This window comes from Hymenobacter armeniacus (assembly GCF_014699055.1).
In the GTDB taxonomy this organism is placed as follows: domain Bacteria; phylum Bacteroidota; class Bacteroidia; order Cytophagales; family Hymenobacteraceae; genus Hymenobacter; species Hymenobacter armeniacus.
In genome coordinates, this window is record NZ_JACXAC010000003.1 from 574,653 (window position 1) to 600,936 (window position 26,284).

28 protein-coding genes and 3 tRNA genes are annotated in these 26,284 nt (G+C 60.6%); 9 read left to right on the forward strand and 22 right to left on the reverse strand.

Going from position 1 to position 26,284, the window contains the following annotated elements; translation table 11 throughout:
* The 9 genes from IC234_RS10670 to IC234_RS10710 form a co-directional block, all read right to left on the reverse strand.
* Positions 1-1,185 carry a 3'-5' exonuclease gene (locus tag IC234_RS10670; protein WP_190924309.1) on the reverse strand — a complete coding sequence of 395 codons (1,185 nt, stop codon included), beginning with the start codon at positions 1,183-1,185 and terminating at the stop codon, positions 1-3.
* A 29-nt stretch (positions 1,186-1,214) separates the two neighbouring features.
* Complete coding sequence (locus tag IC234_RS10675; RefSeq protein WP_190924311.1) at positions 1,215-3,665, reverse strand: Hsp70 family protein; 2,451 nt, start codon at positions 3,663-3,665, stop codon at positions 1,215-1,217.
* An 89-nt stretch (positions 3,666-3,754) separates the two neighbouring features.
* Positions 3,755-4,075: a hypothetical protein gene (locus IC234_RS10680; protein ID WP_190924313.1), complete on the reverse strand. Its 321-nt coding sequence runs from the start codon at positions 4,073-4,075 to the stop codon at positions 3,755-3,757.
* Between the two features lie 67 nt (positions 4,076-4,142).
* Positions 4,143-4,337 carry a hypothetical protein gene (locus IC234_RS10685; protein WP_190924315.1) on the reverse strand — a complete coding sequence of 65 codons (195 nt, stop codon included), beginning with the start codon at positions 4,335-4,337 and terminating at the stop codon, positions 4,143-4,145.
* Positions 4,338-4,437: 100 nt separating this feature from the next.
* Positions 4,438-5,733 (reverse strand): Y-family DNA polymerase, encoded by a 1,296-nt coding sequence (locus tag IC234_RS10690; protein ID WP_190924317.1) that lies wholly within the window; start codon positions 5,731-5,733, stop codon positions 4,438-4,440.
* A 145-nt stretch (positions 5,734-5,878) separates the two neighbouring features.
* A complete protein-coding gene (locus IC234_RS10695) occupies positions 5,879-6,346 on the reverse strand; it encodes a LexA family protein (RefSeq protein ID WP_190924319.1) in 468 nt (155 codons plus the stop codon).
* 220 nt (positions 6,347-6,566) lie between these two features.
* Positions 6,567-7,052 (reverse strand): M15 family metallopeptidase, encoded by a 486-nt coding sequence (locus tag IC234_RS10700; RefSeq protein WP_223827605.1) that lies wholly within the window; start codon positions 7,050-7,052, stop codon positions 6,567-6,569.
* Entirely contained in the window at positions 7,033-7,311 is a 279-nt protein-coding gene (locus IC234_RS10705) for a hypothetical protein (RefSeq protein WP_190924321.1), read from the reverse strand. The genes IC234_RS10700 and IC234_RS10705 overlap by 20 nt, the downstream gene beginning before the upstream one ends.
* Positions 7,312-8,258: 947 nt before the next feature.
* Positions 8,259-8,618 (reverse strand): SLOG family protein, encoded by a 360-nt coding sequence (locus IC234_RS10710; protein ID WP_190924323.1) that lies wholly within the window; start codon positions 8,616-8,618, stop codon positions 8,259-8,261.
* 167 nt (positions 8,619-8,785) lie between these two features.
* Between IC234_RS10710 and IC234_RS10715 the strand changes: the two genes are divergently transcribed.
* The 8 genes from IC234_RS10715 to IC234_RS10750 all read left to right on the forward strand — a co-directional run bounded on the left by IC234_RS10715 (position 8,786) and on the right by IC234_RS10750 (position 12,272).
* Entirely contained in the window at positions 8,786-9,106 is a 321-nt protein-coding gene (locus IC234_RS10715) for a hypothetical protein (protein ID WP_190924325.1), read from the forward strand.
* Entirely contained in the window at positions 9,099-9,494 is a 396-nt protein-coding gene (locus tag IC234_RS10720) for a hypothetical protein (RefSeq protein WP_190924328.1), read from the forward strand. The genes IC234_RS10715 and IC234_RS10720 overlap by 8 nt, the downstream gene beginning before the upstream one ends.
* A gap of 89 nt (positions 9,495-9,583) precedes the next feature.
* On the forward strand, positions 9,584-9,898 hold the full coding sequence (locus tag IC234_RS10725; protein WP_190924330.1) for a DUF3846 domain-containing protein: 315 nt from the start codon (positions 9,584-9,586) through the stop codon (positions 9,896-9,898).
* A gap of 47 nt (positions 9,899-9,945) precedes the next feature.
* Complete coding sequence (locus IC234_RS10730; RefSeq protein WP_190924332.1) at positions 9,946-10,101, forward strand: hypothetical protein; 156 nt, start codon at positions 9,946-9,948, stop codon at positions 10,099-10,101.
* A 70-nt stretch (positions 10,102-10,171) separates the two neighbouring features.
* Positions 10,172-10,882 (forward strand): hypothetical protein, encoded by a 711-nt coding sequence (locus tag IC234_RS10735; protein ID WP_223827606.1) that lies wholly within the window; start codon positions 10,172-10,174, stop codon positions 10,880-10,882.
* A gap of 67 nt (positions 10,883-10,949) precedes the next feature.
* Positions 10,950-11,195: a hypothetical protein gene (locus IC234_RS10740; RefSeq protein ID WP_190924334.1), complete on the forward strand. Its 246-nt coding sequence runs from the start codon at positions 10,950-10,952 to the stop codon at positions 11,193-11,195.
* A gap of 19 nt (positions 11,196-11,214) precedes the next feature.
* Positions 11,215-11,910 carry a PD-(D/E)XK nuclease-like domain-containing protein gene (locus IC234_RS10745; protein ID WP_190924336.1) on the forward strand — a complete coding sequence of 232 codons (696 nt, stop codon included), beginning with the start codon at positions 11,215-11,217 and terminating at the stop codon, positions 11,908-11,910.
* Positions 11,911-11,951: 41 nt separating this feature from the next.
* Positions 11,952-12,272, forward strand: coding sequence for a YegP family protein (locus IC234_RS10750; RefSeq protein WP_190924338.1), 321 nt, complete (start codon positions 11,952-11,954; stop codon positions 12,270-12,272).
* 116 nt (positions 12,273-12,388) lie between these two features.
* Here the strand turns inward: IC234_RS10750 and IC234_RS10755 are convergent, their stop codons facing one another.
* From IC234_RS10755 to IC234_RS10775, 5 genes are all read right to left on the reverse strand, one after another.
* On the reverse strand, positions 12,389-13,321 hold the full coding sequence (locus IC234_RS10755; RefSeq protein ID WP_190924340.1) for a helix-turn-helix domain-containing protein: 933 nt from the start codon (positions 13,319-13,321) through the stop codon (positions 12,389-12,391).
* A 103-nt stretch (positions 13,322-13,424) separates the two neighbouring features.
* Positions 13,425-14,309: an SDR family NAD(P)-dependent oxidoreductase gene (locus IC234_RS10760; protein ID WP_317173360.1), complete on the reverse strand. Its 885-nt coding sequence runs from the start codon at positions 14,307-14,309 to the stop codon at positions 13,425-13,427.
* A 185-nt stretch (positions 14,310-14,494) separates the two neighbouring features.
* On the reverse strand, positions 14,495-14,959 hold the full coding sequence (locus IC234_RS10765) for a hypothetical protein (RefSeq protein ID WP_190924342.1): 465 nt from the start codon (positions 14,957-14,959) through the stop codon (positions 14,495-14,497).
* Between the two features lie 31 nt (positions 14,960-14,990).
* A complete protein-coding gene (locus IC234_RS10770; protein ID WP_190924344.1) occupies positions 14,991-15,335 on the reverse strand; it encodes a hypothetical protein in 345 nt (114 codons plus the stop codon).
* A gap of 74 nt (positions 15,336-15,409) precedes the next feature.
* Positions 15,410-16,156 carry a hypothetical protein gene (locus tag IC234_RS10775; protein ID WP_190924346.1) on the reverse strand — a complete coding sequence of 249 codons (747 nt, stop codon included), beginning with the start codon at positions 16,154-16,156 and terminating at the stop codon, positions 15,410-15,412.
* 174 nt (positions 16,157-16,330) lie between these two features.
* Here IC234_RS10775 and IC234_RS10780 point away from each other — a divergent pair, with 174 nt between their 5' ends.
* A complete protein-coding gene (locus IC234_RS10780; RefSeq protein ID WP_190924348.1) occupies positions 16,331-16,534 on the forward strand; it encodes a hypothetical protein in 204 nt (67 codons plus the stop codon).
* A 129-nt stretch (positions 16,535-16,663) separates the two neighbouring features.
* Here IC234_RS10780 and IC234_RS10785 read toward each other — a convergent pair whose 3' ends face one another.
* The 8 genes from IC234_RS10785 to IC234_RS10820 form a co-directional block, all read right to left on the reverse strand.
* Positions 16,664-19,648: a DUF6493 family protein gene (locus IC234_RS10785; RefSeq protein ID WP_190924350.1), complete on the reverse strand. Its 2,985-nt coding sequence runs from the start codon at positions 19,646-19,648 to the stop codon at positions 16,664-16,666.
* Positions 19,649-19,709: 61 nt separating this feature from the next.
* On the reverse strand, positions 19,710-21,050 hold the full coding sequence (locus IC234_RS10790; protein ID WP_190924353.1) for an SWIM zinc finger family protein: 1,341 nt from the start codon (positions 21,048-21,050) through the stop codon (positions 19,710-19,712).
* 100 nt (positions 21,051-21,150) lie between these two features.
* Positions 21,151-23,409, reverse strand: a complete 2,259-nt coding sequence (locus tag IC234_RS10795) for an RING finger protein (RefSeq protein WP_190924355.1) — start codon at positions 23,407-23,409, stop codon at positions 21,151-21,153.
* Between the two features lie 29 nt (positions 23,410-23,438).
* Positions 23,439-23,560 (reverse strand) — tRNA-OTHER (locus tag IC234_RS10800).
* A 40-nt stretch (positions 23,561-23,600) separates the two neighbouring features.
* Positions 23,601-23,712, reverse strand: a tRNA-OTHER gene (locus IC234_RS10805).
* Between the two features lie 158 nt (positions 23,713-23,870).
* Complete coding sequence (locus tag IC234_RS10810) at positions 23,871-24,659, reverse strand: DUF1963 domain-containing protein (RefSeq protein WP_190924357.1); 789 nt, start codon at positions 24,657-24,659, stop codon at positions 23,871-23,873.
* Positions 24,660-24,708: 49 nt separating this feature from the next.
* Positions 24,709-26,028, reverse strand: coding sequence for a site-specific integrase (locus IC234_RS10815; protein WP_190924359.1), 1,320 nt, complete (start codon positions 26,026-26,028; stop codon positions 24,709-24,711).
* A 174-nt stretch (positions 26,029-26,202) separates the two neighbouring features.
* A tRNA-Leu gene (locus IC234_RS10820) sits at positions 26,203-26,284 on the reverse strand.

Genomic DNA, 26,284 nt, shown 5'->3' on the forward strand with positions numbered 1-26,284 from the left:
TTAGAAGTCGTAAGTAGCAGCCTGTGGTTGAGCAGTTGCCGTCGGTGCATCTGTTATTTCAAACATGGTGCAGTCACCGGCCAACGTGTCCACCATGCTACTGCGGGTACCGCAGTAAGTCAGAACCAGATTTTTGCGGCTGCGAGTCATCGCTACCATGAAAAGCGTTTTGTCTTTGCCACCACCGTTCAGATGCAGGCCTGCCGATACCCAAGGCAAGTACACGTTTTCGTAGTCCAACCCTTTAGAGCTGTGATAGGTCATGACCGCCACCCGATGGTTCGTATAAGCTCCATCGAGTGTGCCAACCCCGTTACCGATGTATTCAAGCTTAATGCCTTGGGCATCCAGATGCCGGTTCATGGCTGCAAAATCTTCGTTTTTGCCCCAACGGTCAGGTACAACCGTCCAGGCAGGTTTGCCATTAAGCGTTAATATGGCGTTGCAAAATGCCGCGATGTTTTCCCGGAAAGGCAGAAGTATAACGGTCGACTCGCTTGCTTGAGCGCGCTTGCTGGACTCACGCCATACGTATTTGATTTCCCTGGCAACATCATTGGTGTAGCCCAGACGCACCTGTACATCGAGCTTGGTAGCATCACGACGGGCCCCGAGAATAGTGCCGCCAATTAGGCTGCTGACCATCTTAATAATGGACCGTGTCAATCGGTAAATCGTCGGTAACTCGTGAGACTGCCCGCCCAGCAGATTCCCTATCTCCTCAGGCCTCACTACCGGCTCACGGGTTTTGGGGTCGCGGTCGTAAATTGACTGCTGCGAGTCGCCCGCCACAATGACCCTCTTTGCCTTATTCCGCAGCAGCGTTATCATGCTGGATGGCAAATCCTGTACTTCGTCACAAAACAGCAAGTCAAACTGCTGACTGGTATTTTGCAGTTCGTAGTACGTCATTACGGGTACCTGAATACCAAATTCTTTCTCTACCCCAAGCTCATTAAGGCCGGTTCGTATCAAATCCACTAAGGCCCGTGTGAACAGCACGACGCCAACTTTCAGATTCTTGTTTTCAACAAGTTTATCACGAAGGCCGTGAACCAGCAGCACCGATTTGCCACTGCCAGCGTGACCCTTTATCCAGACGTTGCCGCTACCACCTCTAATGTGGCGCGTAATCAACTCCTCCTGGTCGCTGTCCAGCTTCGTGCGTTGAACCATCCATTTCATAAGCTTGCAGAGTAATAAAAGGTGAAGGATTATAGTTTTGCCAAACCGGTGTTATCACGCAGCTGAGCCAGGTTTTCGTCGTCGTACAGACCCTTTTCCTGCCGTGTAGGTGCGCTGCTTTCTACCCGTTCGGCTGTAGCCTTGTCGCCCAAAATTCGCGCGCAGTCAGCCAGCCGATGATAGTCGTTTGAACCTAGTGTACCAGCCTCAAATCGGGCATTGAAAATGTCAAATGCTTTTTGCACCAAGGGCCGACCTCGCCCATCTCCGCGTTTCATGAGGTGTTCCCCATAGTAGTGAGGAGCATAAGGGTAGGAGGGGTCCATGCGCAGTACTTCCTCCATTAGCTCCTCGTACCGCGCCGGCTTAGTATACCGGAAGCTCATCGCCAAGTTGAACGCAGTTACTGGAGCCGGGCTACGTAGGTAAGCTTGCTCGTACCAGTGCTGGCCCTTGTCGCGATGGCCTGCCATATCGTAGTGGTAGCCAATATTGTTGTGATAATCATTGGTTGGGTACAGCTCCTGTATAAGCTCTAGGGTCTCTGCTGCCCGCAAATGATTGTCTGCAAACTCGTAAGCTTGAAAAAGCTTATACAATGTGCTCTGAGCTGGTTTCCCGCCTTGCTGCTCGGCCGCAATGTTGGCATTACGTTCCGCCTGGTAAAGCATCCGCTCGGCGGTGCTCAAGGCCCGGTTCGCAAACGGATTCATCGGCTCTACCCGCACCACCTGCCCATTGACAGTGGCTTGCACGTGCACAAGCTTGTCAGCACTTATGCTACATTCCAGCCGAATGGGTGTTCCGGCTTTGAATGGCTGATTGGCTGGCGCGAATACCTTGAGCACCTGTAATACCTTGTCTGTGCTCGATACGCAGATGGGAATTTCAATTTGCGCTTGTCCATCCCGTTGAGTCACCAGTTCGTCCAGCACCACCGGTTCGCACGGTATGCGGGTACCAGCCTTAACCAATACCTCTGGTTGGCCGCCCTTGGTCACTATTAGCAGTGGCTCACTGACAATCGGCTGAATAATGTTCTTGCCGAAGCCGTTGTAGATGAGAGAATGAATTGCTGCTCCTGCCGCCACGTGCGTTTGCAGGTCCTGTGGAATTATCAGCTCCGAGTCATCGAAGTAAGCCGCTAAAGCTTGTTGGATGTAAGGGTTTTTGGCACTGCCGCCAATCAGCAAAACATAATCGACTTCTGACTTTGCTAGCCCCGCTTTTTTCAAAGCTGACTCGACAGGACTAAAGATGCTGACAAACTCATCTTGGCCTTCCTGACGCGCCGTAGTGCGCCCTGCCTTGCCCGTAAACGTTCCCATCAGTTCTCGAAACTCCCGGTAGGACAAGCGCGGTTGCTTGAGAGTTAGCTGATGTTTGGGAAGAAAAACTTCAATTGGAGTTCCCAATGTCACGGCCGTCTCACTACCCGCTACCATTGGTAGTTCCGACGCCGTCTGCATCTCCATTGCCACTTGCTTACAGAGGCGAATTTTTAGTTCTTCCGCGGCCTTCAGCAACCGCGGCAAGATGCCCTTGTTGATTTGTGGAGTGCGAAAGTCCTTTATGCTAACGCCATTTTCTTCCAGCAGCTGTGGCAGTAGCACCCGCAGCGCAATAAGCCGGTCCACGTCATCTCCTCCCAACTTCTCAAACCTGGAGATGGCCAGGTTTTTAGAGTACGTACCCTGCAGGGCGGTACCTACTTCAAGGACGGAAACGTCGCAGGTGCCGGCCCCAAAGTCGAAGACGAGTAGATGTATTGGGTAATCGGGAGTAAGCAGTAGTTGAGCACCCCGCTCGGTTGCCGTGCTGGCCACTAGGTAGCTCAGGAAAGCCGCATTAGGCTCATCAATCAGCGCTTGCGAGCCGAGCTTGATGCCCGCTGCTGCGAGCGAGTCAAGTAAATCTCGCCGCTGATTCGCTTCAAATGAAGCCGGTATGCTCACTGCGTACTCAACCTGTGGCCGACTGCCTAATTTGTCCAGGTGCTGGTCTAATTGCTTTTTTAGATAAGTGAAGAAGACCGTTGCCGCATCCGTTGGCTTCAAAATGGTCGCCACCGGATGGTTGCGCTTCAACTCGCTGTTGAAATATTTTGAGCCAAGGTCTTCACCCAACTCCATTTTGAAGGAGTACCAGACATTCACACCGCGCTTGAGCTGATGCTTTAACTCTGCCGCTCCATTTCCTATCAACAGCTTCTCCCCATTCCAAGCAATAACTGAGGGCAACTTGTCTGCGGATTCGGTGCCGATACCATCCGCCTGCAACTGCTCCGTCCAAACTGGCTGCACTTGAATCGGTGCTTCAGGACCCCCAATCAGTTGTGCTACGCTGATGACAGTAGTAGAAGTACCAAAGTCTATACCCACAAAGACTTTTCCCGCTGTTGTTCCACTTTGGCCAATTCCTGCATTACGCACGGCCGGAAATAAGCTTTGGATGGTAAGGGCGGTAGAAGTAGAACTCATAGCGTAGTAGAAAAGGCAACTAATGTATGACAAACAATCCTCATCAGCACCTTGATGAAGGACAATTAACCAGAACCTGCCAAAAACTGCTACCGCTTCCGCTGCTGCCGCCCCCTCAACTGCTCCCAGCACGATACCGCCGCCTCAAAAGCCTCGGCCGTCAGCTGAATAACCGAGTACCGCACCCGGTCCCGCAGAATAAAATCATCCAGCGCATCCCGATGGCCCAGCGCCCGCAGCTCAGCCGCCTCGCCGGGTGCCAGCACCTTAGCCACCTGTAGCTGATAGTCGCCCTCCGGCGTGATAAGCATAGTAATGCGCCGATTGTGCAGGCGCCGCATCACGCCGCGCCGGGTTTCATACTGTGCCTGGCTGCCCGCCACGTGGGCCGGCGGAATAGGGAAAAGCATATTCATTCAAAGGTTAAAAGGTTCAGTTTCACTCAAGCCTCTGCCCACTAAGGCCAGGCATACTTATTCAGGCCGCATCCGCCAGCGCCGTGCGCACCAGCGCATAAATGGTTTCCCAGCCCAGCCGAATACTCTCCGCCGGCAGCTGCACCAGGTACTGCGCCGTCACGTAGTCCACCAGCTCCGTGGTGTTCTCGCGCTGGTCCAGCGCCGCCGGCAGCTCCACCCGCCAGGGCTCCCGGCCCGGACGGCTTATTTCCATTGCCCGGCCACTTTCCGGCAGCTCTGTGATGCGGACACTCATCAATTCCCGTGCATTAGCCATAGTAGATAGATGTAAAAATCATTCGTTGCCAGCGGCCTCAACACCGCACCTTCCACAATTCCGCCCATTTCGTCGTAAACGCCGGACTCTTGGCGTCCCGCCGCATGCCCCAGGGCTCGCGCGTGCCCGGCGCCGGCACCGCAGCTGCCACCTTCACCGCCCCAGCCCCGAAACGCCCGTTCAGCGCATCCAGCGCCCCCATCAGCTTGACCCGTTCCGGCGACCGCCCCACGTCCCCAAACAGCGAGGCTTGTTGGTTGGCCCCGGCCCGCTCCAACCCATCCAGTACCAACCCAGCCTTCACGTAGCGCAGCCCCGGTCGCCAGATGCGCTCCAGCCCCCGTTGCGCCCACTTCGTCAGCGTCAGCGTGTCGTCCGTAGCCACCGGCAAGGTCAGCTGCGCCGAGTGGGAGTAGGGCGGGGGCAGGCTCGCAAACCGGCTGGTTTCCACCGTCACGGTCAGCAGCCGCGCCGCCAGCCCGTCGTGCCGCAGAATCTCCCCGGCCCGCGCCGCGTGCGTGGCCACCGCCCCGGCCACCTGCTCCAGCTCCGAGAGCACCTGCCCAAACGAGCGCGACTTGCACACCGACTTGCGCACGTCCGGTTCCACCACCACACCCGAGCACGAAAACCCCCGCAGCTCGTGCAGCAGCCGTGCCCCCACCACGCCGCCCAGGTTCTTCCGGGCCCAGGCATCGCCCACGCCCGCCAGCTGCGCCGCCGTGCGCACCCCCGCCGCGTAGAGCTTGCTGGCCGACTGCCGGCCCACGCCCCACACGTCCTCCACCGCCACCCGGCCCAGCGCCTCGCGCCGCTGCGCCTCATCGTCGAGCACCAGCACCCCGGCCCCGATACCTGCAATGGCGTCCTTCTTAGCCAGTCGGTTGGCCACCTTGGCCAGCGTCTTGGTCGGGGCCACGCCCACGCACACCGGAATGCCCGTGCGCTGCCGCACCGCTCCGCGTACGTCGCCGGCCCAGCCCGCCAGGTCGAAGTGCCGCTGCATGCCGTGCAAGTCCAGAAAGGCCTCATCCACCGAGTAGATTTCCACCGCCGGCGCCCGCTGCTGCAGGTACCACATCACGCGCCGGCTCATGTCCCCGTACAGCTCGTAGTTCGAGGAACACGCCACCCCGCCGCGCGACTCAAAATCCGCCTTGATTTGGAAGTACGGCACCCCCATTTTCACCCCCAACGCCTTGGCTTCCTGCGACCGCGCCACCACGCACCCGTCATTATTCGAAAGCACCACCACCGGCCGCCCCTCCAGCCACGGCCGGAAAACCCGCTCGCACGAAGCGTAAAAATTGTTGCAGTCAACTAGGCCAAACATAAGGCAGTGGGGGAGTGGGCTCCCTTTTTCAAAGGTGCCGCGTGAAGAAAAAAGAAGGCTGAAGCAGGCTTCCTGGCCGTTTACAAGCGCCGCCAGGCGGGCAGCAAAAACGCTAAGTCCGTAAGCTCACCATACAACGCCGGGCTTACCCCGGCCGCACGTACCCCAGCCCGCGCCGGCTCTCCGGCACCAGCGGATGCAGCACTGTCACCACCACGCCCAGTATCCACAGGTCCTCGGCATTGCGCACCACCACCGGCGCATACGCCGCATTCTCCGCCACCAGCGCCACCGAGTCCGCCCGCTTCTCCAGCCGCTTCACCACGCACTCGCCTTCCACCCAGGCTACCACAATGTCGCCGTGCACCGGCAGCAGGCTCTTGTCCACCGCCAGCACGTCCCCGTCGTGGATGCCCGCCCCGGTCATGCTGTCGCCCTGCGCGTGGGCCAGAAAAGAGGCGTCCGGGTGCCGCAGCATCAGCCGGTTCAGGTCCACCAGTTCCGATTCGTAGTCGGCCGCCGGCGACGGAAACCCGCACGAAAGCCGGGCGCTAATGAACGGCAGCGTCGAGAGCCCGGCCCGGACACTGCCTAATAAAATTGCGTTTGCCATATGCTTACCCCCTGTTGGGGATGCAATTATACGGTGTTACTAATCATATTAGTTTTCTATTTGTCAAAAATATTAGTAAAGTCATAACTTGCCTGTCAAATATGCTTGCTCTTGTGCAAACTTCTTTACTTACTCATATCCATGTTTTGCCTCGTTCCAACGCTTGCCACCCTAGAAAGCAAACGAGCGGACCATCTGGCCCGCTCGTTTCATTTGTACCCTACACCTCAAAGTGTGGCCGGTCCTTAAAATCCCCCGGGAAGTCCCCGCCCCAGCGCACCCGCGCATCGGCCGCCTTCATCAGCCGCGCAAACTTGCCCAGCAGGGTAGGTGACCAGCTCACTTCCCCGTCGGCCAGCATAAAAGCCACGTCCAGCGCCCGGCTCGGCAGCGAGTTGTGTTTGCTCTCCCCGCCGCGCTTGTAGGTCACGATGGGCCCCGGCGCCGACCGCCCGTGCGTGTACAGTTCATCCTGTCGCCCCGCGCCTCGGTACCCCTCCGTCACAAACGGCAGCCCCTGCGCCATCAGCACCGGGTCGCCCATCCACCGCCGCAGCGCCACCTGGTAGGCCTCCACCAGCGCCGGGCGTACCTGCGCCAGCCGCTCCGCCTGCCGCACCCGCTGCGCCACCGTCAACCGCGCCACCGGAGCTGCCGCTTTCAATGGCGCCAGCCCCGTCGGCTTCTTACTCAGCTCCAGTTCCATGGCCCTTGTCGCCGTTAAGCCCCGTTTTCTCCACTGGCACCACCTCCACCGGCACCTTCACCACCTCCTCGGGCTTCTGCAGGGCCTTGCGCACCGTCGCCCAAATCGTGACCAGCGCCACCAGGGCCTGAATGATTAAGTGCCCGTAGTTCTCAATTTTCGACGGGTCCGGCGGCGTAAGGCCGCTGCTCACCACTTGCCCCAGCACCGCTGTGCTCACAATGTGGGAAATATGTCCTGCTTTCGTGCTGCTAAACATGGTATTGAATGGTTGAGTCTAACTTGTTTGAACAAAGTTATAAATTGTCAAACATATTATACACAACTGATGCAAAGTCAGATTAGGTGTATTTTGCATTTAAACAAGTGAGCTGATTTGTTGGGGCTGCCCCCGGCCCTCTGCGCTGCTACGGGCCGGGGTCGGGCTGTACAGGGGTCCGCTACGCTGCCGTGCTGTGCACCGCTCCCGTTGGTCGCGCCCTTCCCATCCCTCAGCTCGACACCCGTAGCTCCAGATTCTGCAGCCACCACCCCCGCGCCGGCCGCCACGCCACCTGCCCTGCTAACCGCACTTCTCAGCCCACCCAGGTCGCGCGTCGGCCCCCACCAATCCACGCCCCGGGGCCAGCCGCCGCTTCCACTCCCTGCACTCCCTTCGCAACGCGGCGCTACGTCCATTCCACGCTTCGCCTTGCTGCGCTCCTCATTCCCTCCGCTTGCTATGCTCCGGTCGCTGCGGTCCTTCCAGCGTCGTCCCACCCCTCTCCCCACCGCACCGATACCCCCGCCACCAAAGCCCCACCAGATACTATCCTAACGCCAGCCCACCGCACCGCTCCCGTGCCGCGCAGGGCCATAAAAAAGCCCCGCGCCGCCCGCTCACACCCCCAAATCAGGCTGCAGGCCGCAGGCTCAAAAAAGCCTGCCACCTGCCAGTAAAACATGCGTTCAAGCCACGCAGGCAGAAGCAAGGCCCGCTTCGCGGAGGTTCTGTTGGGGAGCACCCCAAACCCCCGCCATCATGCCCTGGCTTGCCGCCCGGTCATCCTCCTCGGCCTCCGCAGCCTCCCGATGGTCGGCCGCTCCACCCTCACAAGGCCGGCTCCGCCGAGCAAAAGTTGGGGCCAGCCCCAAACCCCTTTAAAAGGCATTCAGCTTGTTTGGTCAGGTCCCCGGCCGGTGCCGGCAGGCCCGCCAGGTGCCGTGTCAGTCCAGCGGCAGCAGCTCGCAGGGGCGGCCCAGGCGTCGGGCGGCCTTCAGCGTGCTCAGCGTGCCCTTGCTCCGGCCGTCCCACACCACCAGCACTAGGCTGGCCCGCTTCACTATCTCGGCGTTGCGCACGTGGGTGGCAGCAGTGGGGCCGTGGGTGGCGTAGTCGGGCCGCAGCTCTGTCAGCGGCACCCCGTGGGCTCTGGCCCAGCTGGCGGCCAGGCCGTCCACGCCGGCGGCCCCGCCGCTCACTACTTCCGCCGGCGCCAGTTCGGCCAGCCGCCGGGCCAGGGCCGCGCAGCTTTTCACTCCCCGGCTGCCCACCACCGCTACTACCTTGTTTTTGTGTTTTTCCATACTACAAGATACAACAAATAAAGTTGTCAAGCAAGCGCATTTATTTGTCAAAGTAGTTGTCATTGTGCAAGTAAGTTTGTATCTTTGGTTTGTAGTCGGGAAGGCCCTGGCTGCTTGCCCACCCGGAGGCCTACGGCGCGGGCACCCCACGGCTAACTCATACAGCCATGCAACCCAATCAACTTTTGCAGCTTGCCGCTGCCGCCTGGAAAGGCCCCGCCCTGTGCTCGTTCTCGGGCATCTACATTTCGCAGTCCGCCGCCACCTATGGCAAGGGCGGCACCACCTGGCACGTCATGCTCAGCCTGGAGCAGCGGCCGGAGTGCCAGCCCTCCGGTGGCTTCGCCGGCTCATCACCCTGTCCGTTTGAGGCGCTGCGCCGGGCTTTTCGAGCCATGCGCGCCGCAGCCCCAGGTTATGCATTCGCCGCCGTGTGGGAGGTGATGAAAGCCGAGGATGAATTTGCCGGCGTCCCCGCTCATGCCTAGCGTCGCCATTGCCCCAGCCGCGCCCGTTGTGGGTGCGGCTGCCAGCAAGCTCGCTGCCTTGCACGCCACGCTTGCCCGCTTGGAGGTCATGTTTCCGCCACGGCCCCAGGTAGCGCCCCAGCCCGCGCCGGCTCCCGTCTGCCCCGTCACGGTGGCCGCCCGCCACGCGCTGGCCCGCGCCCACTCCGCTTTTTTCGATGCCCGCGCCGCCAAGTATGCGCTACGCGATGACTACCGCACCCAGCCCGGCCGCTTTGCCCGGCTGCGCGCCGCCATCCTCCGCTGCCGCGAGGCCCAGGCCACTTACAAATCTGCTGCCGCCGCTTTCCACGCCAGCCCCGCCGGCGCTGCCTTGCAGGCCGCCCGAGCCTGCTACCCTCGCTTTTAGCATCAGGCTCGCGCGGGCCACTAGCCACCACATTTCAAGAAGTCACCAGGCGCCGCCAAGCCGGGCGGCCCTGCTAAACACGCCCCATCATGCCAAAAACTGCTACTACCTACCAGCCCCATTTGCTCGACCCAACCAGCGCCAAGCCGCAGCCGGTGAGCCCCGCCAACGGCCGCAGCTTCAAGCTGGCCGAATTGTACCAACTGCTCGACTGCCAAACCGTCGACGTGGTGCGCGTCACCGAGGAGCTGATTCTCATCATCGACGACGAAGGCAAGTTCCGCAACCCGACTTACCTCAACCTGCTGGCCACCTACGTCTGGCACCAGCACCAGCCCGCCGCCCGGGGCGTCGACTGCATCGTGGGCCGCGCCATCCTCTGCCACGACCAGCAATTCCGCTAGCCCATCAGGGGCCGGCTTCAGCTGGCCCCGCTTTCCCTCTCTTTCCCATGAAAAGCAAGCTATTCCAAGCCTACGGCTACGAAAAGGAAAGCCGCTCCAAAGTCGCCGTGCTCCAAACGGAGCGGGCCGCTAACCTGGCAAAAGCCAAGGCCCTTTTCCGCAAATACTACGTGCTGACGTCGCCCGTCACCGAAGCCAACTAACCCCAACGGCGCCGGGGCCGGCCGCCAACTGGCCCCACCTTTTCCACTCATCACCCCAACCATTTTCACCATGTCCACCAAAGCCAAACCCCAACGCAGCGCCACCACCGAAGAAGTAGCGGCTCCCACCATGACCCTCACCAGCTCGGCCGCCGCCGTGCCGGCTTACCTCATCGAGAAGGCCGACGAGGCTACGGGCGAAGTCGTGCAGGTGCCCCGCTTCCGCTACCTGCCCGGCCACCCGCGCCAGGTGCGTTTCGATGCCAAAGCTGGCCAGTTCAACATCAACGGCACCGTGCCGCTTGGCAACGCCCTTTCCTTCATTCCGCTGGCTTGGCGCGTGTTTCAGGACGACATTCTGAACATGGGCCGCAAGCTGTGGGCCGAGCTGTTTTTTGCCGACGACAAAGGCGCCATCTGCGCCGTGCTCTTTCACGGCTACAGCGTCGAAAACCTGTACCGCCTCATTGAGCCGCTGTTTTACGACGACCTGACTTTGGCCGACGTGACGGTAAAGGTTACCGCCGAGAAGAAGCAGACCACGAAAGACGGCAAGACGGCCACCTACTACATCGCCCAATTCACCTACGAAGCCGCCGACGCGGCCGAGGTAGCCGCCCGCCGCGACTTCGCCCGCGACTTCCCCATCTGGCGCGCCGAAACCTACACCGGCAGCGCCGACACGCGCATCCAGCACGGCTACACCGTCCCCGTCGAGGACGACCCCACCAGCCCCGAGCCGGCCGCCGCTGAGCCGGAGGCCTTGCCCCAGGCTGCCTAATGCCCCGGCCCCACGGTACCCGCCGTAGGGGCCACCCGGCTACCTCCCCACGTTCAAATCCGCTTTCATGGATACCCTGACCGAAGCCTTGCAGCTGCTCATCGAGCAGCCGCCCCACGACGAAGCCGAGGCCGCCACGCTGTCCCACCTCGTCGAACTCGTGGCCACCGCCGTGCCATTGCCCGACCTGCGCGACCTGGCCCCGGCCATCCGCCAGCTCTTTCCCGAGCCTACTTATTTGGTCGGCTGTGGCAGCGCCCACATCTGGCTGCACCGCGCCGCCGCTTCCCAACGACTTGCCATCATCCGCTAACATTCTTTCCTCAAACGTCATGTTTCACGCCCTCACGCACTATCCCGACCTGACCCAGGCCCAGCACCGCGCCCTGCCGTACATCAGCAACACCGACCTGAGCACCCTCAAAAACGAGTTGTTAGGCCAGCCCCGCCAGCTCAACCCCGTGGCCCTTGCCTATGGTAGCCACTTTCACACCGCCGTCCTGGAGCCTCCGCACTACCAGCGCACCGATGAGCGCGGCATCAAGTGGTCTGACCTGGAGCTGCTGGCCCGCCAGGTGCGCCGCCAACGCTACTGCCGCGACCTGCTTTATCGGGGCCTCGCCGAGCAGTCCTATACCGCCACCCACACCGCCACCGGGCTAGGGGTGAAGCTACGCCCCGACTTGTTGGTGGCCAGTCCCGCCGGCCGCTGCCTCACGCTCATCGACTTCAAAACCACCAGCAGCCCCGACCTGGCCCACTTCCTCACCACCATCGAGAAGTACGACTACGACCGCCAAGCTGCGCTTTATTTGGACGTACTCGGCGCCACCCGCTTCCTCATCATCGGCGTGCAAAAAAAGGCCCCGCACAACGTCTGGCGAGTCGAACTCACCGCCATGCCCAACCTCATCGAGCAGGGCCGCAAGAAGTACAGTACCCTGCTGCGCCACCACGCCCGTCGGCAGGCCACTATGTTGGCTCAGCAGCCGGGCGCGCCTGCCGGAGCATTGGCCATGGCAGCCTAACTTGTTGTTATATTCTCTCATCCTCAACCTTGTAGTCGAGTATGGCAACCTTCCAAATTTCCCGCACCAGCGGCCAGTATTGGTACCACCTGCGTGCCGACAACGGCGAAATTGTCCAGTCCGGCGAAGGCTACACCAGCAGGGCCAGCTGCGAGAACGGCATCCAGAGCGTCAAAGCCAATTGCCAGCCCCGGCGCTTCGAATCATTTTTCAATGCCGGCCAGTACGGCTTCAACCACGTGGCCAGTAACGGTGAAATCATCGGCCGTAGCGAGAAGTACACCACCGCCCAGGCCCGCGACCACGGCCTGCAGGTCGTCATCCGCGAAGCCCCCGAGGCCCGGGTGCAGGACCTGAGCTAACAATGCAATTTTGTATTCACAAAAAAAGCCCGCTGATAACTTGCCAGCGGGCTTTTTGCATTAGAAAATGAATGGCTGAAAACGGGGCTCGTGAGCGTGCTTATTTGCCGCAGCTGCTACCGTCGAGAAGCGAACGAACGCCGGAAGGCCAGGGGCGTGGTGCTTGTTTTGGCCTTGAACAGCTGGCTGAACGATTGGGCGTGCTCGAACCCCAGTTCGTAGGCAATTTCGCCCACCGTGAGGCTGGTGGCCGCCAGGCGTTCCTTGGCCCGCTCAATCAGCCGGTGGTGAATGTGCTGTTGGGCGTTCTGCCCGGTGAATGAACGCAGCAAATCGCTCAAATAGCTCGGGGTCATGTGCACCTGCTCGGCCAAATACTGCACGCTCGGCAGGCCCCGCACCAGCGGCTGCTGCGCGTCAAAATAGGCGTCCAGCAACTCGTCCACTTGCTGCAGCAGCGCGCGGGTGGCCGGGCGTCGGGTCAGGAATTGCCGCTGGTAGAAGCGTTGCGCATACGTCAGCAGCAACTCCAGCTGCGCCAGCAGCACTTCCTGGCTCAGCGCGTCGAGCCGGCTGTTGAGCTCTTCGGCCATGTTCCAAAACAGCGCCACCAGCGTGGCCTGTTCTTTCTCGGAGAGGTGCAGGGCCTCATCGGTGGCGTAGGAGAAAAAGCCGTGCTGCTTGATGGTCTTGGCCAGCGGGTAGCCCAGCAGAAAGTCGGGGTGCACCAGCAGCACCCAGCCGCCCTGGCAGCCCACCTCCGGGGTGCCGCCCACGCCCAGCACCTGGCCCGGGGCCGCCAGCAACAGGCTGCCGTCCGTGAAGTCGTAGCGGCCCTGCCCGTAGGGCAGTTGCCCGGCGCCCCCGGTCTTGAGCGCCATCTTGTAGAAACTCAGCACGTGCGGCCCGTCCGCCGACGCGGCCCGCATCGGGTGGGCCGTCGCGTCCACCAAGCTGATGAGCGGGTGCTGCGGCTTGGGCAGGCCCAGCGCCTCGTGCGCCTCGGCCAAGGAGTTAAAGCGGTGCGGTGCAGTGTCAGGTTTTTTCATAAGCGCAGGAAAGGCCCCCGGCTGCCAGGCGTTTCCGCACGCAGCGCCGGGGGCTACAACCCTAATATAGTGTCAGAAAAGGTGCCGGGCCGTGGCTGCTGGGCTAGTGGGACTGACGTGAAACGCCCTGCGCGGCCTCCGACACCGGGGCCCACTGCTCCCAGGTGGCCAGGCGCTCGGCGTAGGCGCCTCGTATCCAGGGCAGGTTCTGGCTGCCTAGGAAAAAGCGCAGCGGCGGTTCGGCCGCGTCCACCACGGCGAACAACGCCGGGGGCGTGGCCCGCGGGTCGCCGCCTTCCGACGACTTCAGGCGCTCCATGACCTGGGTGCGCAACCCCGTGTATACGTCCAGGCCGGGAGCGAATTTCAGGGACTGCTCGCTGCCGAACTCGGTGGCGTAGGCGCCGGGCTCCACCAGCGTCACGTGCAGGCCAAAGGGCTTGATTTCCGCGGCCAGGCTCTCGTGAATAGCCTCGAAGGCCCACTTCGAAGAACAGTAGTAGCCAATCAGCGGCAAGCTCACCAGCCCCAGCCCGCTCGACACGCCGATGAGGTGCCCGTGGCCCTGCGCCCGCAGCAGCGGCAGCGCCGCCTGAATGACGGCCAGCGTGCCGAATATGTTGGTTTCGTACAGCGCCCGTACATCCGCCGCGGGGGATTCCTCGATGGTGCCCACCAGCGAGTAGCCAGCGTTATTCACCACCACGTCGAGCCGCCCAAAGTGGGCGTGGGCCTGCGTCACGGCCGTCTGCACCTGGTCGGGTTGGGTCACGTCCAATTCCAGCGGCAGCACGTTGGCGCCGTAGGTGGCCGTCAGGTCGGCGATGCTCGCCAGCGTGCGGGCCGTGGCCGCTACTTGGTCGCCCCGCTGCAGGGCGGCTTCGGTCCATATGCGGCCAAAGCCGCGCGAGGCTCCCGTAATAAACCATACTTTGCCCGGCGCGCTGGCCGTGCTGGTGTCCGTTGTTGCTTGTTGTGGTGCCATCATTTTTGGGTTGAGGTAAGAACACTGCAAAGCTTGCCGGCGACCAGGGCGCAGATTGTAGGCGAATTCAGGAAATGCGTAGGCAAAACGAGGACACCGAATCACCAAGATGCCGCCCAACTTCACCGCGCACGAAAAAGCCGGCCCCTGTCAAACAGGAGCCGGCTTTTTCGTTATAGAGTCGGCGGCTAATCCACCGCCAATGCCGGGGCAGCGTCAGGCGCGTCGACCAGCTTTTCCGGCGCCACCATCTGAGCGGCTTTGCCGGCCTGCGCGGGCGGAACAATCGGTGTCCCGGTTGCCACCAGCTCGCCAAACAGCACGTTAGCCGGCAGCGGCTGTCCGCCATTGCCGTCCGGCACTTGATTGAAGATAACTAGCTCCTCGCCGGGCGTGCTGTTCGCCAACTCGTCTACTAGCGCCCCTTTCACACCGCCGGCGTGCAACGCTTGCGTGAGCAGGGTGTAGGTGCTCACGTCCACGTTGTAGAGCTGGTTCAGTACATTCATTTGCGCTGCTGCATCCTCAGCTGAAGTAATGGAGTCAGCCAGCAATTGAGAATAACGCCGGGCTTTGGCGTCAGCTTTGGCGCGAAGCTTAATAGCGCGCTTCATGCGCTGCTTAAATTGAACTTGATAGGCCGTAAGTGCCATAATGAATTAAAAGTTGAGCGTAAGAAAATACTTAGTCCAGGTCCGCGTCGGGCGGAAGCATGGCATCAGTTGAATTGGCCACTAGGTTGACAAACATGACCGCCGGCGCCCCACCTAGGCTGGCCGCCGCCACCTGATTCAAAGCGGCTGCAGTACCGGCCACCCGGTAGCCGTTCACCAGGTCCGTGTGCAGGCTTAGGTTCGTGCCATACAGCGTGTTGATGCGGTCTATACGACCCGCCGCGATTTCGCCCTGCGCCAGCACCGTCACCAGCCGGGCCACCAGGAAACGGGCCTGCCTGTCAGCCTTGGCCCGTAAGGCCAGCGCCTTTTTCATGCGCCGCTTGTATTGCAGCTGATACCCGGTGAGTGCCATAGAAAAGGGGAGGAGTGAGGTAAGAAAAAACGGCCAGCCGGTAATGGCTGGCCGTTCCGACAAGTTCTCATGGCTTAGGCCACGTACTCAATCGCCAGCGGGTTAGTGCTGTTGTTGTTGAGGGGATAGAACTTGCCGTTTACCTGCTGGTAGAAGTTGATGCCCACTACGCCCACCACTAGGTTGGCCGCAGGCGGAGCTGCCGGCAGGCTGGCCACCACGGCCTGGTTCACCAGGGCCGCGCTGTTCACTGCCAGGATGCCCAGCGGAGCCGCCACCACGGCATTGGTGAAGGTCAGCGTCTCCATGTCCAGCGACGACACGGCAAACACCACCTCGAAGTGCGTCGTCCCCTGCGGGGCGGCAATGTCCGAGGCCGGGTTCAGCGCCGGGATGCTCAGCGTCACGTCCGCGCCGTTGCCCGTCACCTCAAAGGGGAAGTACATCGTCTGTCCGATGCCAGCCCCCGCGTTGAAGTTGAAGCCCAGCAACGGCGCCGAGTTCGAGGCGTCGAAAACGCGCTGGCCCCGGTCGTTGGTGTCGTCGAGGCCGATGACTTCGCGCATGGCCTTGGTCAGGCGCGAGGCCACGCGGCTGTCGCTGGCCGAGGCAATGGCCACGCGCAACGAGTCGCGCAGCACCTTGCTGTAGCTGGCCGCCAGGCCAAATTCCGAGGCGTTTTCACGAGTCCGCGCCATGCTGGCCGAGTTCATGAACTTGGCTTTGTTGGAAGCCGGCTTCTGCGCCACCGAGCCATCCTTGCGGAAGACCAGCCCGCCCACCGTCCCCTGCAGGCCCAAAATTCCAGTTTGTTGTGCCATTGTGAAAAGTAAGTTGTTGAAATGCGCTTGTCTTGCCAATAGCGGCCAGCTCCATAACCCGCATTCATAGTCAGGGCGCTGTTTGTGGAGCCGAAATACTTCAAGTAAATTTGACAAACCAACCGCCGCGCCCCGTTTAACCCGGTCTGCCCTTCCATACCCCGCCCCAGTCCCGTGCCCCGCATCTGCCTATACCCGAAAGACGTGGCCACCCTTACCGGCCGCAGCTACGACGCCGCTAAGCGCCTGGTACGCCGCGCCCGCCAGGCCGCTGGGAAGCCGGCCGGGGCCCTGGTCTCCATCCAGGACTTTTGCCGCCTCACCGGCCTCAACGCCGAGGAAGTGTCCGCCGCCCTGAATGCCCCTGCTTCCCGCTAGCTCGCACCGTACTCCAAGGCACCTCAAAGCGTACTCGAAGGCACCACGAAGCGCAAACTAGCAGCGAGCAACGCACTGCTTTCCGACCGCCATTATTGTTCAAGCAATAAATCCGAGCCTAAGAACCTGCTACACCAACTCTCCAACGACTTTCCTGAGCGTGGCAGTGCCTTTCCAACTGTGCAGGTTGATTTTTGCTGCTTCCAACGGCCGCCGGCCGCTACGACCAGCTAAGTCGGCGTACAACTCAATCAGCTTCTTCGTGTTGCGCAGTGGGGATGCCGGCAGCTCTGCCAACAGATAATCTAAAACCTGTTGCAGTGCATCATCGGTGGTGGCATCAATGGCGCGGGCCTGCTGTAGGTTTTCGACCAAGCGTTGCACGGGAACAAATTCATTGGCGAGAAAGCGCCCAAGTACTGTGCCCAAGGCGGCAGGTTCAAGTCGCCCAGTCGCAATGGCTGAAAGGAAGACTTCCAAAGCCAGGGCTCGACACGCCGGCACTTTATGCATTAGGCCGACTGCCAGCAGCAGGGTGGTAGGCTCCGTAAACACAGGGCCGGGGGCCAGCAGCTCCTGTAAGGCCGCCTGAACGACGTCTCGCTCGTTCGATTCCAAACCATCGGCCCAGGCCGCGGTGCGCATCACATGCCAATGCAAAGGTGCCGAGTTGTGGGGCACCAAGCTGGCCACGAATCGGTAGTCGTGAGGTAACACCCACCCCGCTTGGCCCATCGCCCGAAAGCGGGCGTGCTGGGAATAAAGCAGCAGCGGCGACGGGGGTGTCTGGCTGGTGTACTTGCTCGGAAACTGCAACACGGGGTATTGGTGCGTAACGGTGGGCTTGCCGGGTTTCCACTGTTCCACCCACGTATTGATTTTTACCTCAAAGTGCCATTCCGGTGTCCAGGGGCGTACCACGCCGATGTAATCAGCCGGAATCAAAGCAGTTAGTTCCTCGAATACGCCATCGGGCTGGCGGGTTCGCGCGGCTACCGCCCACAGCCACGGCCAAGCATCGGCCAGGGTAGTGGCCCCGCCGGCATTGCCCGGCAGCAGCTTGCCCAAGCGCGCGGTCAGGTGCTTGAACACGGAAGTTTTCGCCGGCTGGAAGGTCGGCAAAGGGTGCCGCCCTGGCGTTAGCAGCCACTGCAAAAGCTCGCGCAGCTCCGGCCGTTGCAATTGGGCAAGCCGGCTCAAGGCTGTTTGGGCATCTGCAGCGTTTGCGTAGGCGGTGCGAGCTAACGCCACCACTAAGTCTGCCGGGTCTGGCTCAACCGCTGCGGCCTCATAGGTCAGTAACTTGCCGACCAGAACGGAAGGGGCAACCCAGTGCGGCGCATGCGACGGCGTGCTCAGCAACGGCAGGCCGGAGCGGGTGCGCAGGTGTTTTTCGGCCGCCGCGAACCGGCGTTGTTCCACCAGTACCAGCGGGTCGGAGGTGTCGTGGTCGTCCCGCACGTTTACCTTGTTCACGCGCTCGGTGGTAAAGCCTTGCGCCCAGCCCAGTACCAAGGCCTCCACCAGCCCGCGGTGACCCGCTAGGCCATTGCCGGCGATGATGGCGGTGGCTTGCTCGCCGGTTTTGCCTTTGAGAAAAGGCCGAACCTGCACCAAGTAAGGCAGTAGCTGCTGGGCGTAATCCGCCGCGAACTGCGGTTGCAGCCGCAGCAAGCCATCCATCCAGCGCTCCAGTTCCAAGGCGCTGTCGTGGCGCAGCACTTGGCCCGTGAGAAATAGCAACTCGTGCCAATCCGCAACCGGCGTCACCGCATTAGTGGCTGACAAATCCGGCACAAACCCCGTCACAGGGACGTAATTGGTGCCCAAAGCCGCTAGGGGTGCCGAAGCAGGGGCCAGCCAGGGCGCCAGCAGCTGTCGGGCGCCCGCCGTCAACAGGTCGGTGTAATCGGCCAGGGAACCGACTAAGTCGGCAGTCTCATCAGCCGATAACAACGGTTTCTTGGCCTGGAGCAGCGAAACCACCAGCTTCGCTGCTTTGGCTTGCACGGCCGCGTCGGCGCTGGCCAAGGCGGCGGCGGCCAGTCTACCCAGTTCCGGGGCGAGTGCTGGGGTACGCTTCAGTAACTTCTCGAATCCACCTAATAAGGTTCGCTGCGCCGTTTTAAGGTCTTGCCGATTTATTAGGCCCTCAGCGTATAGCAGGAGCGGGTCCGGGTCGAACGCCGCGTCCGTCCAGAAGGGTTTTAGCTGTTCCAGCGCAAAGTTGACCACTTGCGGCTGCGTATGCGCCAGCAGTTCGACCAGTTCTGCCTGCTGGGCCAAGCACTCTTCCCTAGTGGGCTGCAGGGCCAGAAAGAGGTTTTTAAACCACGTCAGGAGCGGCCGGCGGAAGTCGCGACGCAAGGCTACCAGGCTGCGCGTGAGCAGTTCCGTCCGGTCAACGTGGCCCGCAGTCGACAGGTGCAGCAGCACGTCCAGCCACGCAACGTGCTGCTGCGCTATCCCCGTGTAAGCCTGCGTCGAGTCCACCGTAGTGTCGTAGTCGAAAAACCCAAGCAAATCCCGCTGGATGGTGGCGGCGCTGGCCTCAAAGTCCAAGAGGAGCTTCTCCGCGTAATTGGGCACCGGCTTGTTTTCGCGCCGGCGATGGAAACTCTTCAGGTGTAAGGAATGCGCCAATGTGCGGCTGAACAGCGCCGGCTCGTAGTCGATGAGTTGCCGGGCTTCCATCTCCCGCAGCAGCTCGTATTCGGGCAACCCCCACGGGCCACCCCGGCTTCGGCGCTCAAACCATTCCCCAAACCAGTTCGGCCGCGCGTGCTCCGCCACGACGAAAAAGGATTCCTGATTAACGACGCGGATGTTGCCTTCTTCCCAATGCATGCCCAGTGGCTCATCCAGCCCCATGGCTTCTTTGCGGGTGTACGTCGCCACGCCGGCCAAAAACAGCATAGCTAGCTGCGACTCCGTGCCCGTTCGCCCCCATGTAGAAGAGCCTAACTGGCGTACTTCAGTTAGTTCCTTCCGTAGCGCCTTGGTTTTGGCGCGAACGGCCAACTGCTCTTTTTTATCTAGGGCCAACAATACGGGCACGAGTTGGTGCACGCTCTGGTGACGAATGATGCGTTCAAAAGTATCGACAGCAGACATAGGTAATTACGGAAAGACGGGCAGTAGCCTCGGCGAAAGGAGCGAGCAGACGCAGAACTGCTTACAAGTAGCGCATCTGAGCCGCTAAAATGTGTTTGCAGGGACCGCGCTGTCCTTGGTTACTGCTGAACCACGGACAGGTGCAGCTGGCACCCTCCGCACCACCTACCAGCACCGTGTGCCACACGTCGGTGCCACGCACACGCGCCTCGGTGCGGCCACCGGCCCCCACACCCACGAGCTGCACATCATCAGCCGCATCGAGTAAAGCGCGGGCGTTTTTCAAGCGCGGGTTCAGGCTCAAGATGCGGCCGAGCTTGAAGGGCAAACGCCGGTAGAAGTGCTGGTTATCGGTTAGGTCAAAGCCCAGCAGGCCCATCGCCGAAAGGCTGGCGCAGAGCCGTTCCACGGTGTCGGGCGCCAGGTCGTGCTCCAGGGCAAATAGGCTAGGGTTAAACACCTCATTGCCGCGGAACAGCCGATTGGCGCCGCTGACCCATTCCGCCGGCAATTCGTCCATCAGCGTTTCTAGTTGGTTGCCTTCGCCCGAAAAGCCACGCCACACGTCGGCTGACAGGGCCAGTAAGAAGCGCTGCCCGCCCCCAAGCTCCAGGACGAAGGCCGAAGCCTGACCGTCCGGTGTGGCGTAAACGCGCACAGCTTCACAGAGGGGCAATAGCCCATCGAGCAGGCGCAGACGGTGTACCCCGCCCACCCGCACGGCCCCCGCGCTGGCCACCGGGGTGAAGCTAGGGCGCGGGCCACGCAGCACCAGGTAATAATCGGCTTTGGATGAGCCCGCCGGAATGCTCTGCACCAGTTGGATAGCCTGTGCACGGGTGAGGCGCAGCTTTTCCTCCATCAACGCCAAATAAGCCTGCACCGACGTCAGTCCTTTAATCCAGCGCTCGGGCAGGGCCACCTTCCGTTCAACCACCTTGCCTGCGGCGCGCTCAAGCACCACTTCCTGCTGCCCCACAGACAGCAGCACCGGCTCCGTGCGGGAGATGCGGGCCAGCGCGTTCACCATCGGCTCGTTAAAGTCCACGTTGGTGGTGCCGCTGCTGAGAAACTCCCCATCCAGGGCGTCCGGGCCTAGGTCCAGGCGCGCATACACGCCGTTGCACGAGGAAAAGGCTTCGAACCGCAACTGGCCAGCGCCGGCCGTCACGATGGGGTCGCGCAAGGCGGCGCTCTGCGGCACAAAGCGCGAGGCGACCACCTTGGCCAGGGTGCTCAGCCCGCGCGCCGCCAGCCAGGAGTTGCGGAGTCGACCCCAAAAAAAGCAGGCGGTTTCCGTGTCCAGCCCTGCTTCCGAAAAAGCAGACAGCAGCAGGGCGTTGCCGCCCGGGCGCTGCTCCAAAGCAGAAGGACGGGCATACGAGTAGGCAAAGTCAGACATACAGCAGTGGTAAGCTAATTATACTAGCAAGATACAGCTAATTTAATTAGCAAAAAACTAAGTTGACCTGAAAGCACACAGCAGAAAACTAAATGCAACCTTAGTCCACAAGCAGCTGTGTGACCGCTGCGGTGTTCTGCGCCCAAGCGACCGTGTATGCTTCATCGGCTTCCGGAATATTTACCAGTTCCAGGTGCTGGGCCTGCGCCTTCACCCTCAACAACTGGCCAATGGTGAGCTTGCTCTCCAACTTGCGCAACAGCGTTTGCACACTGGCTACATTCAGGTTTTGCACCCGCTGGCCCTGAAAGGGCATCTCCAGCCAGATGATTTCTCGTTGCGCCACATCGAGAACCCCGAATACCAAGCCCTTGCTCAGGCCTTGCGTTACACGCACCTGGTGCTGTACGCAGGACGGGTCATAGGCTACGCCACTATTCGCAATGCGCATGGGATGCTGGCTACTCATCCAGCCCACCGTTAGGTTAGGAGACAGAGCCCCGGCCGTGTAGGCATTGCAGGTGAAGGTGACAGACTGTGCCTGGGCCTGCTGCAGGGCAGCCAAGTCCAGCTCGATGTATTCGGCCGTGCCAATCTGGTCGGGCACATATTGCACGTCGCCGCTGTGTTTGCAGCCCGTTGTCACTAACTGGGAAAAAGAGCAGTGGTCGGTTTTGGTGGCATAGGCAATGGTACAGCTCAAATCCATGTCCAAGTGCTGCGCAGACAAACCCACTCCCCACTGCATAAACAAGCGCACAGCCTCGCCCTCCACCGCAAACCGGGTGCCCATGAGCGCGGCCGGCAAGTCCTGCACCGTGTCGCTGCGGTCGCCAATGGCCACGGGGATTTTAAACAGGGCCGGGTCGATGTACATGGTGCGGTGCTCGGTCGGCAGGGCGGCAAACCGCTGCTCCATGGCCAGCATGCACAAGTTTACCACGGCCGCCTGCATGGCCTGCAGCTGTTCTGGGCTGTAATTCTTCAGCAGTTGATTGGCTTTAACCTGCTTGCTGCCGCCGCCCAGGGGCTTCACCGTGCGCTTGTTACCGGGATTGAAATAGTCTTCCGCATACATCGCCAAGGTAAACACCAGCCGGGCGGGTACCTTGTCAAGCACTTTGGCAAAAGCCGCTACCGTGGGCTCAGCTCCAAACCAGAGCATGTTGGCAAACAGCGAGCGGGCAAACAGCCCTGGCCGCTGCTGCAACAGGGCAAAGGTGTGGTCGGCGTCCAGCCGTAGCCGGAAATGGTTGACACGGCCCTGCCACACCTCATAAGTCTGATTGTAGAACACGTCCAGCGTCTCCCGCAGCTTGCCCAGTGCCGGCCGCTTGCTGTATTCTGCCAGCCGTAGGGCCCGTATGAAGCGCACCCACATGCCGCGTTTGGGGTGCATAATTTCGCCGAGCTGCGCCGGGCTTTGCGGCAGCGCATTGAGCCAGCCGGCCACCATCGCGGCCTCGCGCCGGCTGTATTTGAGATTGAGGTCGGCCCGGGCCTGCGCCTGGGTTTGGGCCTGCGCCTGCGCATTACGGTCCACCGACCAGACGATGTTGCGGGTGTTTTTCTGTTGTCGCCGCCGGATGACTTTCGGCTCCACCAGTTGCGCGAAGCCCGTCTTCTTATACCATAGGTACCGCAGAATATCGGTCGGCGTCGACAACAGCGCCTGCGCCTGGTCGGGCTGATTGAGCTCCACGTAGGCATCTACCACGGCCAGCCGGGTCTCTTTCATGGCGATGGGCACCTCCGTGGGCAGCGGCAGCTCGGCCAGCAGCCGGCGCAGGCTGTCCACCTGCGTGGCGTCGAGCGCCGTTTTCGAGGCCAATAAGTCGCGCAGCAGGTTCGCCACATCGGCATCCGTCCACAGGTCCAGCACTTTCAGCTTGCTGCCTTGCCCGGTGTGCTCAATGGCCGCAAACTCGAAGGGCGTGCCGCAAAACGGGCAGCCGTTGTAGCGGGCCAGCGGGAAGGTATCGGGCGGAATAACATGGCCACAGGGCAGTTGCGTGCCCTTCGCCTGGAAAAGGTTGGCGAAGAACGTCAGCACATGGTCCAGCCGGCTTTCGCCGGTGGGCGTGTCCCAGGCCTTCACCAGCGGCGTCCAGTTCTTTTTTACGCCCATCACCTCGCGCACCACATCCAGCAGCTGCACCTGAAAGTCTGGCGTGGTACGTTCCAACGCCCGCAGCAGTGGTTCCGAAACGCCGTAGCCGAGCTTGGCCAGGTTCGCGACCAGCACGGCCGTGGCATCGGGCAGGGTAGGGGGCGGGCCCGGCTGGCTGCCAGCCCAAGCTGCGGCTGGAATGTAAACGGCTTTTTGGCGCAGGCCAACCTGGAGTAGCGGTGGAGTCATGGAGCAGGTGGAAGGCTGCAAAAAAGGAGTGAAACAGGCGGGATTCGAACCAGCGTTTTCGGAATAAGCTCAGAAGTAAGTCTTACTTGACCTGGCTTAGGTAATGACAGAACTATAGATGTCCGACGTCCTACCATTAGACGACTGTTTCAAAAAATATGGCCCAGGTGCCCGGCACCTAAACCACCGGGTGAAGCAGGTTGGATTCGAACCAACGACCCTAAAATCCTAGAAGTAAGCGCCGGTTGACCCTTGCGGGTAATTCCAGCGCTGTTTCATGCTCTACCGCTGAGCTACTGCTTCAAAAAGTAAGCTGCTAACGCAGCCTGGCAACCATTGCCAGTGAAAAAACCAGGTAATTGAGCGGCTATTTTTTAACAGAAAAAGAAGTAAGCAGCTCTTGACCTGGCTTTTTCAAACTGGGCAAGTTGGTTGTTAGCCGGCAAGTTAGCAGCCAGTTGCTACAAGCATTGCAAATCAAACGTGAAATGCCCTGGTCTTTGCGGGTCGTGGAACACATACACCAGTCCCGTGTCGCCCCACATGATGCCCGCCTTGTCCTCTGAGTCAAGCTGAAATAGCAGGGGCAGATTCTGGCCATTCGCATCGACTGGGTTTTCCGCTCCCTGTAACCATCGAGGGTAGACCCCAATGATGGACTGATAATCTGACTCGCCCAAGAGTTGCGTAACCGCCTCATCATATGCATCCCATGGGTCTTCTGCATTAAGCATCTCTGCCAGAATGGTGGCATCGGCACCAGCCGGCAACTCGTTCAGCCCTCCCCAATCGGGAAGCGACTGGATGGGAGTGAAGATGATATCGCAAAAGATTGGCTTGTCCAATGAAGTCGGCCGCTCGATAAGCTGAGCTTGCTCCGGAGAAACAGAACCATACGTTTTAACCAACCAGCCCTCCGCTTCCGTGTCCCACGGAAATGCCTCCCAGCTGTAAAAAAGCTGTAACAGCGCAACACCCGCTGGCAGGCCAGCGCCTTCGCTAGCCACCACTTGCATGATAAAATCAAGTGGCTGGCCTGTCTTGGTAGTTGGCCAAGTTTCTCCCCTCTCAAAATAAGGTTTTCCCCCAAAGTGCGAACGCAGTTGCGAACCGTCTAACGGCTGTCGGGCTTTGCGGGGAGTTAGCTTGCTGGCAGACAGCAGCAGTGGACGAAGCAGGTTGACCAAGTCGGCCATGGTAGAAAGCCCGCGTTGATGTAGTGCTGCCCGCTGCTGGTTGATGTCGCTCATAACTGAGTAGCTGTCTTTAGTCGGCTACAATGATACAAGCCTCAATTTGCTACGCCGCCATCACCGTGCAAACCGAACCATCCAGCACGCTCACAGCTGGCGCGGTGGCCGGCTCATCCCACGCCGCCCGCATGGCTTGGTGCTGCAACTCTTCAACTACTTGCGCATACCGCATCGTATTCTGAATCTTGGCGTGACCCATCACGCGTTGTAATACCGTCACCGGCATCCCGCGCAGCAAGCTTTGCACCGCGAACGTGTGGCGAGCCGTGTGCATAGTCACCAGCTCGTACAGTGGCACTGCATTTTTCACCACCTGCCCGCCAGCAGTGCTCACCACTTCCACCGGCCGTGACAACCCTGCCAGCTGTGTGATTTTCTTTAAGTACCGGTTCATCGGCTGGTTGGCCAGCACCGGCAGCAGCCTAGCCCCCTCAAATTGCCGTTCCGGCGTCGCGTACCGGTCCAGTATTTCCGCTGCCAGCTTGCTCAGGTAGATGCTCACCGTGGCCCGGGTCTTGGTTTGTACCAGCCGGAGCACCCGGTCCCCATCGCCATTAGCGCCCAACAAATGCAGGTTGCCCGCGTGTAGCGCCGCTACATCCGAGTAGCGCAAGCCCGTGTAGCAGCAAAACAAGAACACGTCCCTGGCAGGCTCCAAGGTTTTCGAAAGCTTCACCGACACCAGCGCCGCCAGGTCGGCCCCGGTCAGGTACGTTTTGGCTTGGTCGGTGTACTTCACTTCAAACCGCTTCAATTCCAGCCCCAGCGTTAGCCCTCGTTCATCCTGCGCGTGCCGCAAAAACGTCTTCAGGTCCTTGAGCAAGGTGTACACCCCGTTGGCCGATAAGCCGCAAACGGTTCGCAAATAGCTCACATAGTCATCATGCACCGCCGAGGTATATCCGGCCAATAACAGCCCCTTGCGCCGAGTCTTCTCCAAGAAGGTCTCCAAGTGGTTGCTCGCCGTTTTGTAGTGCCGCAACGTGTGGAAGGCATATCCTCGCCCCGCTAGGACGTCCCGAAACTCGCAGAAGCGGGCCACGAGTGTAGGTTCCTCCTTCACCACTACAGTCGCAGGATTCACTGCCTCGCGCATCAAGGCGACGTTCGGCGCGACGTTTGCCGCCCGCATTTCGCGGTACTTGTCTTCCAGCCGGCGCACCAGGGCCTGCAGCCCCAAATTAGCCGAAGTAAAGCCCGGAAACGAGCGCCGGAACTCCTGTTCCTTCTCGTTCCACTGCCGCGGCTCGCACCGCTCCTTGGTGGAGCAGCGCAGCCGCAGCCCGTCGAAGTACGCCGATACATAGACCGGCACCGTGCCTGCCTTATCCTGTTTATCATGCCGCAGCTCAAACACAACTTTCATAAGATTTAGAAAAAGAGGTGGCGTAGGAGGTGGCGTAAAAGCATCGGTAAGTCTGGGTAAACCCATTAATGAATCCCGATTGGCCTGAACGCAAAAAAGCCTCAAAAACTGCATCTGCGAACAGATTTACAGCTTTTGAGGCTAGCATTGGGGGTGGTCGTTAGACCTTCCTAGTACCCGGAGCCGGAGTCGAACCGGCACACCTTGCGGTATTGGTGTTTGAGACCAACGCGTCTACCGGTTCCGCCATCCGGGC

Bases quoted from the DNA above. Each gene is read 5' to 3' on its own strand.
- IC234_RS10815 (WP_190924359.1), bottom strand. From the start codon at position 26,028: ATGAAAGTTGTGTTTGAGCTGCGGCATGATAAACAGGATAAGGCAGGC.
- IC234_RS10810 (WP_190924357.1), bottom strand. From the start codon at position 24,659: ATGAGCGACATCAACCAGCAGCGGGCAGCACTACATCAACGCGGGCTT.
- IC234_RS10730 (WP_190924332.1), top strand. From the start codon at position 9,946: ATGAAAAGCAAGCTATTCCAAGCCTACGGCTACGAAAAGGAAAGCCGC.
- IC234_RS10675 (WP_190924311.1), bottom strand. From the start codon at position 3,665: ATGAGTTCTACTTCTACCGCCCTTACCATCCAAAGCTTATTTCCGGCC.
- IC234_RS10785 (WP_190924350.1), bottom strand. From the start codon at position 19,648: ATGTCTGCTGTCGATACTTTTGAACGCATCATTCGTCACCAGAGCGTG.
- IC234_RS10740 (WP_190924334.1), top strand. From the start codon at position 10,950: ATGGATACCCTGACCGAAGCCTTGCAGCTGCTCATCGAGCAGCCGCCC.
- IC234_RS10765 (WP_190924342.1), bottom strand. From the start codon at position 14,959: ATGGCACTTACGGCCTATCAAGTTCAATTTAAGCAGCGCATGAAGCGC.
- IC234_RS10770 (WP_190924344.1), bottom strand. From the start codon at position 15,335: ATGGCACTCACCGGGTATCAGCTGCAATACAAGCGGCGCATGAAAAAG.
- IC234_RS10710 (WP_190924323.1), bottom strand. From the start codon at position 8,618: ATGGAAAAACACAAAAACAAGGTAGTAGCGGTGGTGGGCAGCCGGGGA.
- IC234_RS10715 (WP_190924325.1), top strand. From the start codon at position 8,786: ATGCAACCCAATCAACTTTTGCAGCTTGCCGCTGCCGCCTGGAAAGGC.
- IC234_RS10725 (WP_190924330.1), top strand. From the start codon at position 9,584: ATGCCAAAAACTGCTACTACCTACCAGCCCCATTTGCTCGACCCAACC.
- IC234_RS10670 (WP_190924309.1), bottom strand. From the start codon at position 1,185: ATGAAATGGATGGTTCAACGCACGAAGCTGGACAGCGACCAGGAGGAG.
- IC234_RS10720 (WP_190924328.1), top strand. From the start codon at position 9,099: ATGCCTAGCGTCGCCATTGCCCCAGCCGCGCCCGTTGTGGGTGCGGCT.
- IC234_RS10700 (WP_223827605.1), bottom strand. From the start codon at position 7,052: ATGGAACTGGAGCTGAGTAAGAAGCCGACGGGGCTGGCGCCATTGAAA.
- IC234_RS10760 (WP_317173360.1), bottom strand. From the start codon at position 14,309: ATGATGGCACCACAACAAGCAACAACGGACACCAGCACGGCCAGCGCG.
- IC234_RS10690 (WP_190924317.1), bottom strand. From the start codon at position 5,733: ATGTTTGGCCTAGTTGACTGCAACAATTTTTACGCTTCGTGCGAGCGG.
- IC234_RS10755 (WP_190924340.1), bottom strand. From the start codon at position 13,321: ATGAAAAAACCTGACACTGCACCGCACCGCTTTAACTCCTTGGCCGAG.
- IC234_RS10790 (WP_190924353.1), bottom strand. From the start codon at position 21,050: ATGTCTGACTTTGCCTACTCGTATGCCCGTCCTTCTGCTTTGGAGCAG.
- IC234_RS10680 (WP_190924313.1), bottom strand. From the start codon at position 4,075: ATGCTTTTCCCTATTCCGCCGGCCCACGTGGCGGGCAGCCAGGCACAG.
- IC234_RS10685 (WP_190924315.1), bottom strand. From the start codon at position 4,337: ATGGAAATAAGCCGTCCGGGCCGGGAGCCCTGGCGGGTGGAGCTGCCG.
- IC234_RS10735 (WP_223827606.1), top strand. From the start codon at position 10,172: ATGTCCACCAAAGCCAAACCCCAACGCAGCGCCACCACCGAAGAAGTA.
- IC234_RS10775 (WP_190924346.1), bottom strand. From the start codon at position 16,156: ATGGCACAACAAACTGGAATTTTGGGCCTGCAGGGGACGGTGGGCGGG.
- IC234_RS10695 (WP_190924319.1), bottom strand. From the start codon at position 6,346: ATGGCAAACGCAATTTTATTAGGCAGTGTCCGGGCCGGGCTCTCGACG.
- IC234_RS10745 (WP_190924336.1), top strand. From the start codon at position 11,215: ATGTTTCACGCCCTCACGCACTATCCCGACCTGACCCAGGCCCAGCAC.
- IC234_RS10750 (WP_190924338.1), top strand. From the start codon at position 11,952: ATGGCAACCTTCCAAATTTCCCGCACCAGCGGCCAGTATTGGTACCAC.
- IC234_RS10795 (WP_190924355.1), bottom strand. From the start codon at position 23,409: ATGACTCCACCGCTACTCCAGGTTGGCCTGCGCCAAAAAGCCGTTTAC.
- IC234_RS10705 (WP_190924321.1), bottom strand. From the start codon at position 7,311: ATGTTTAGCAGCACGAAAGCAGGACATATTTCCCACATTGTGAGCACA.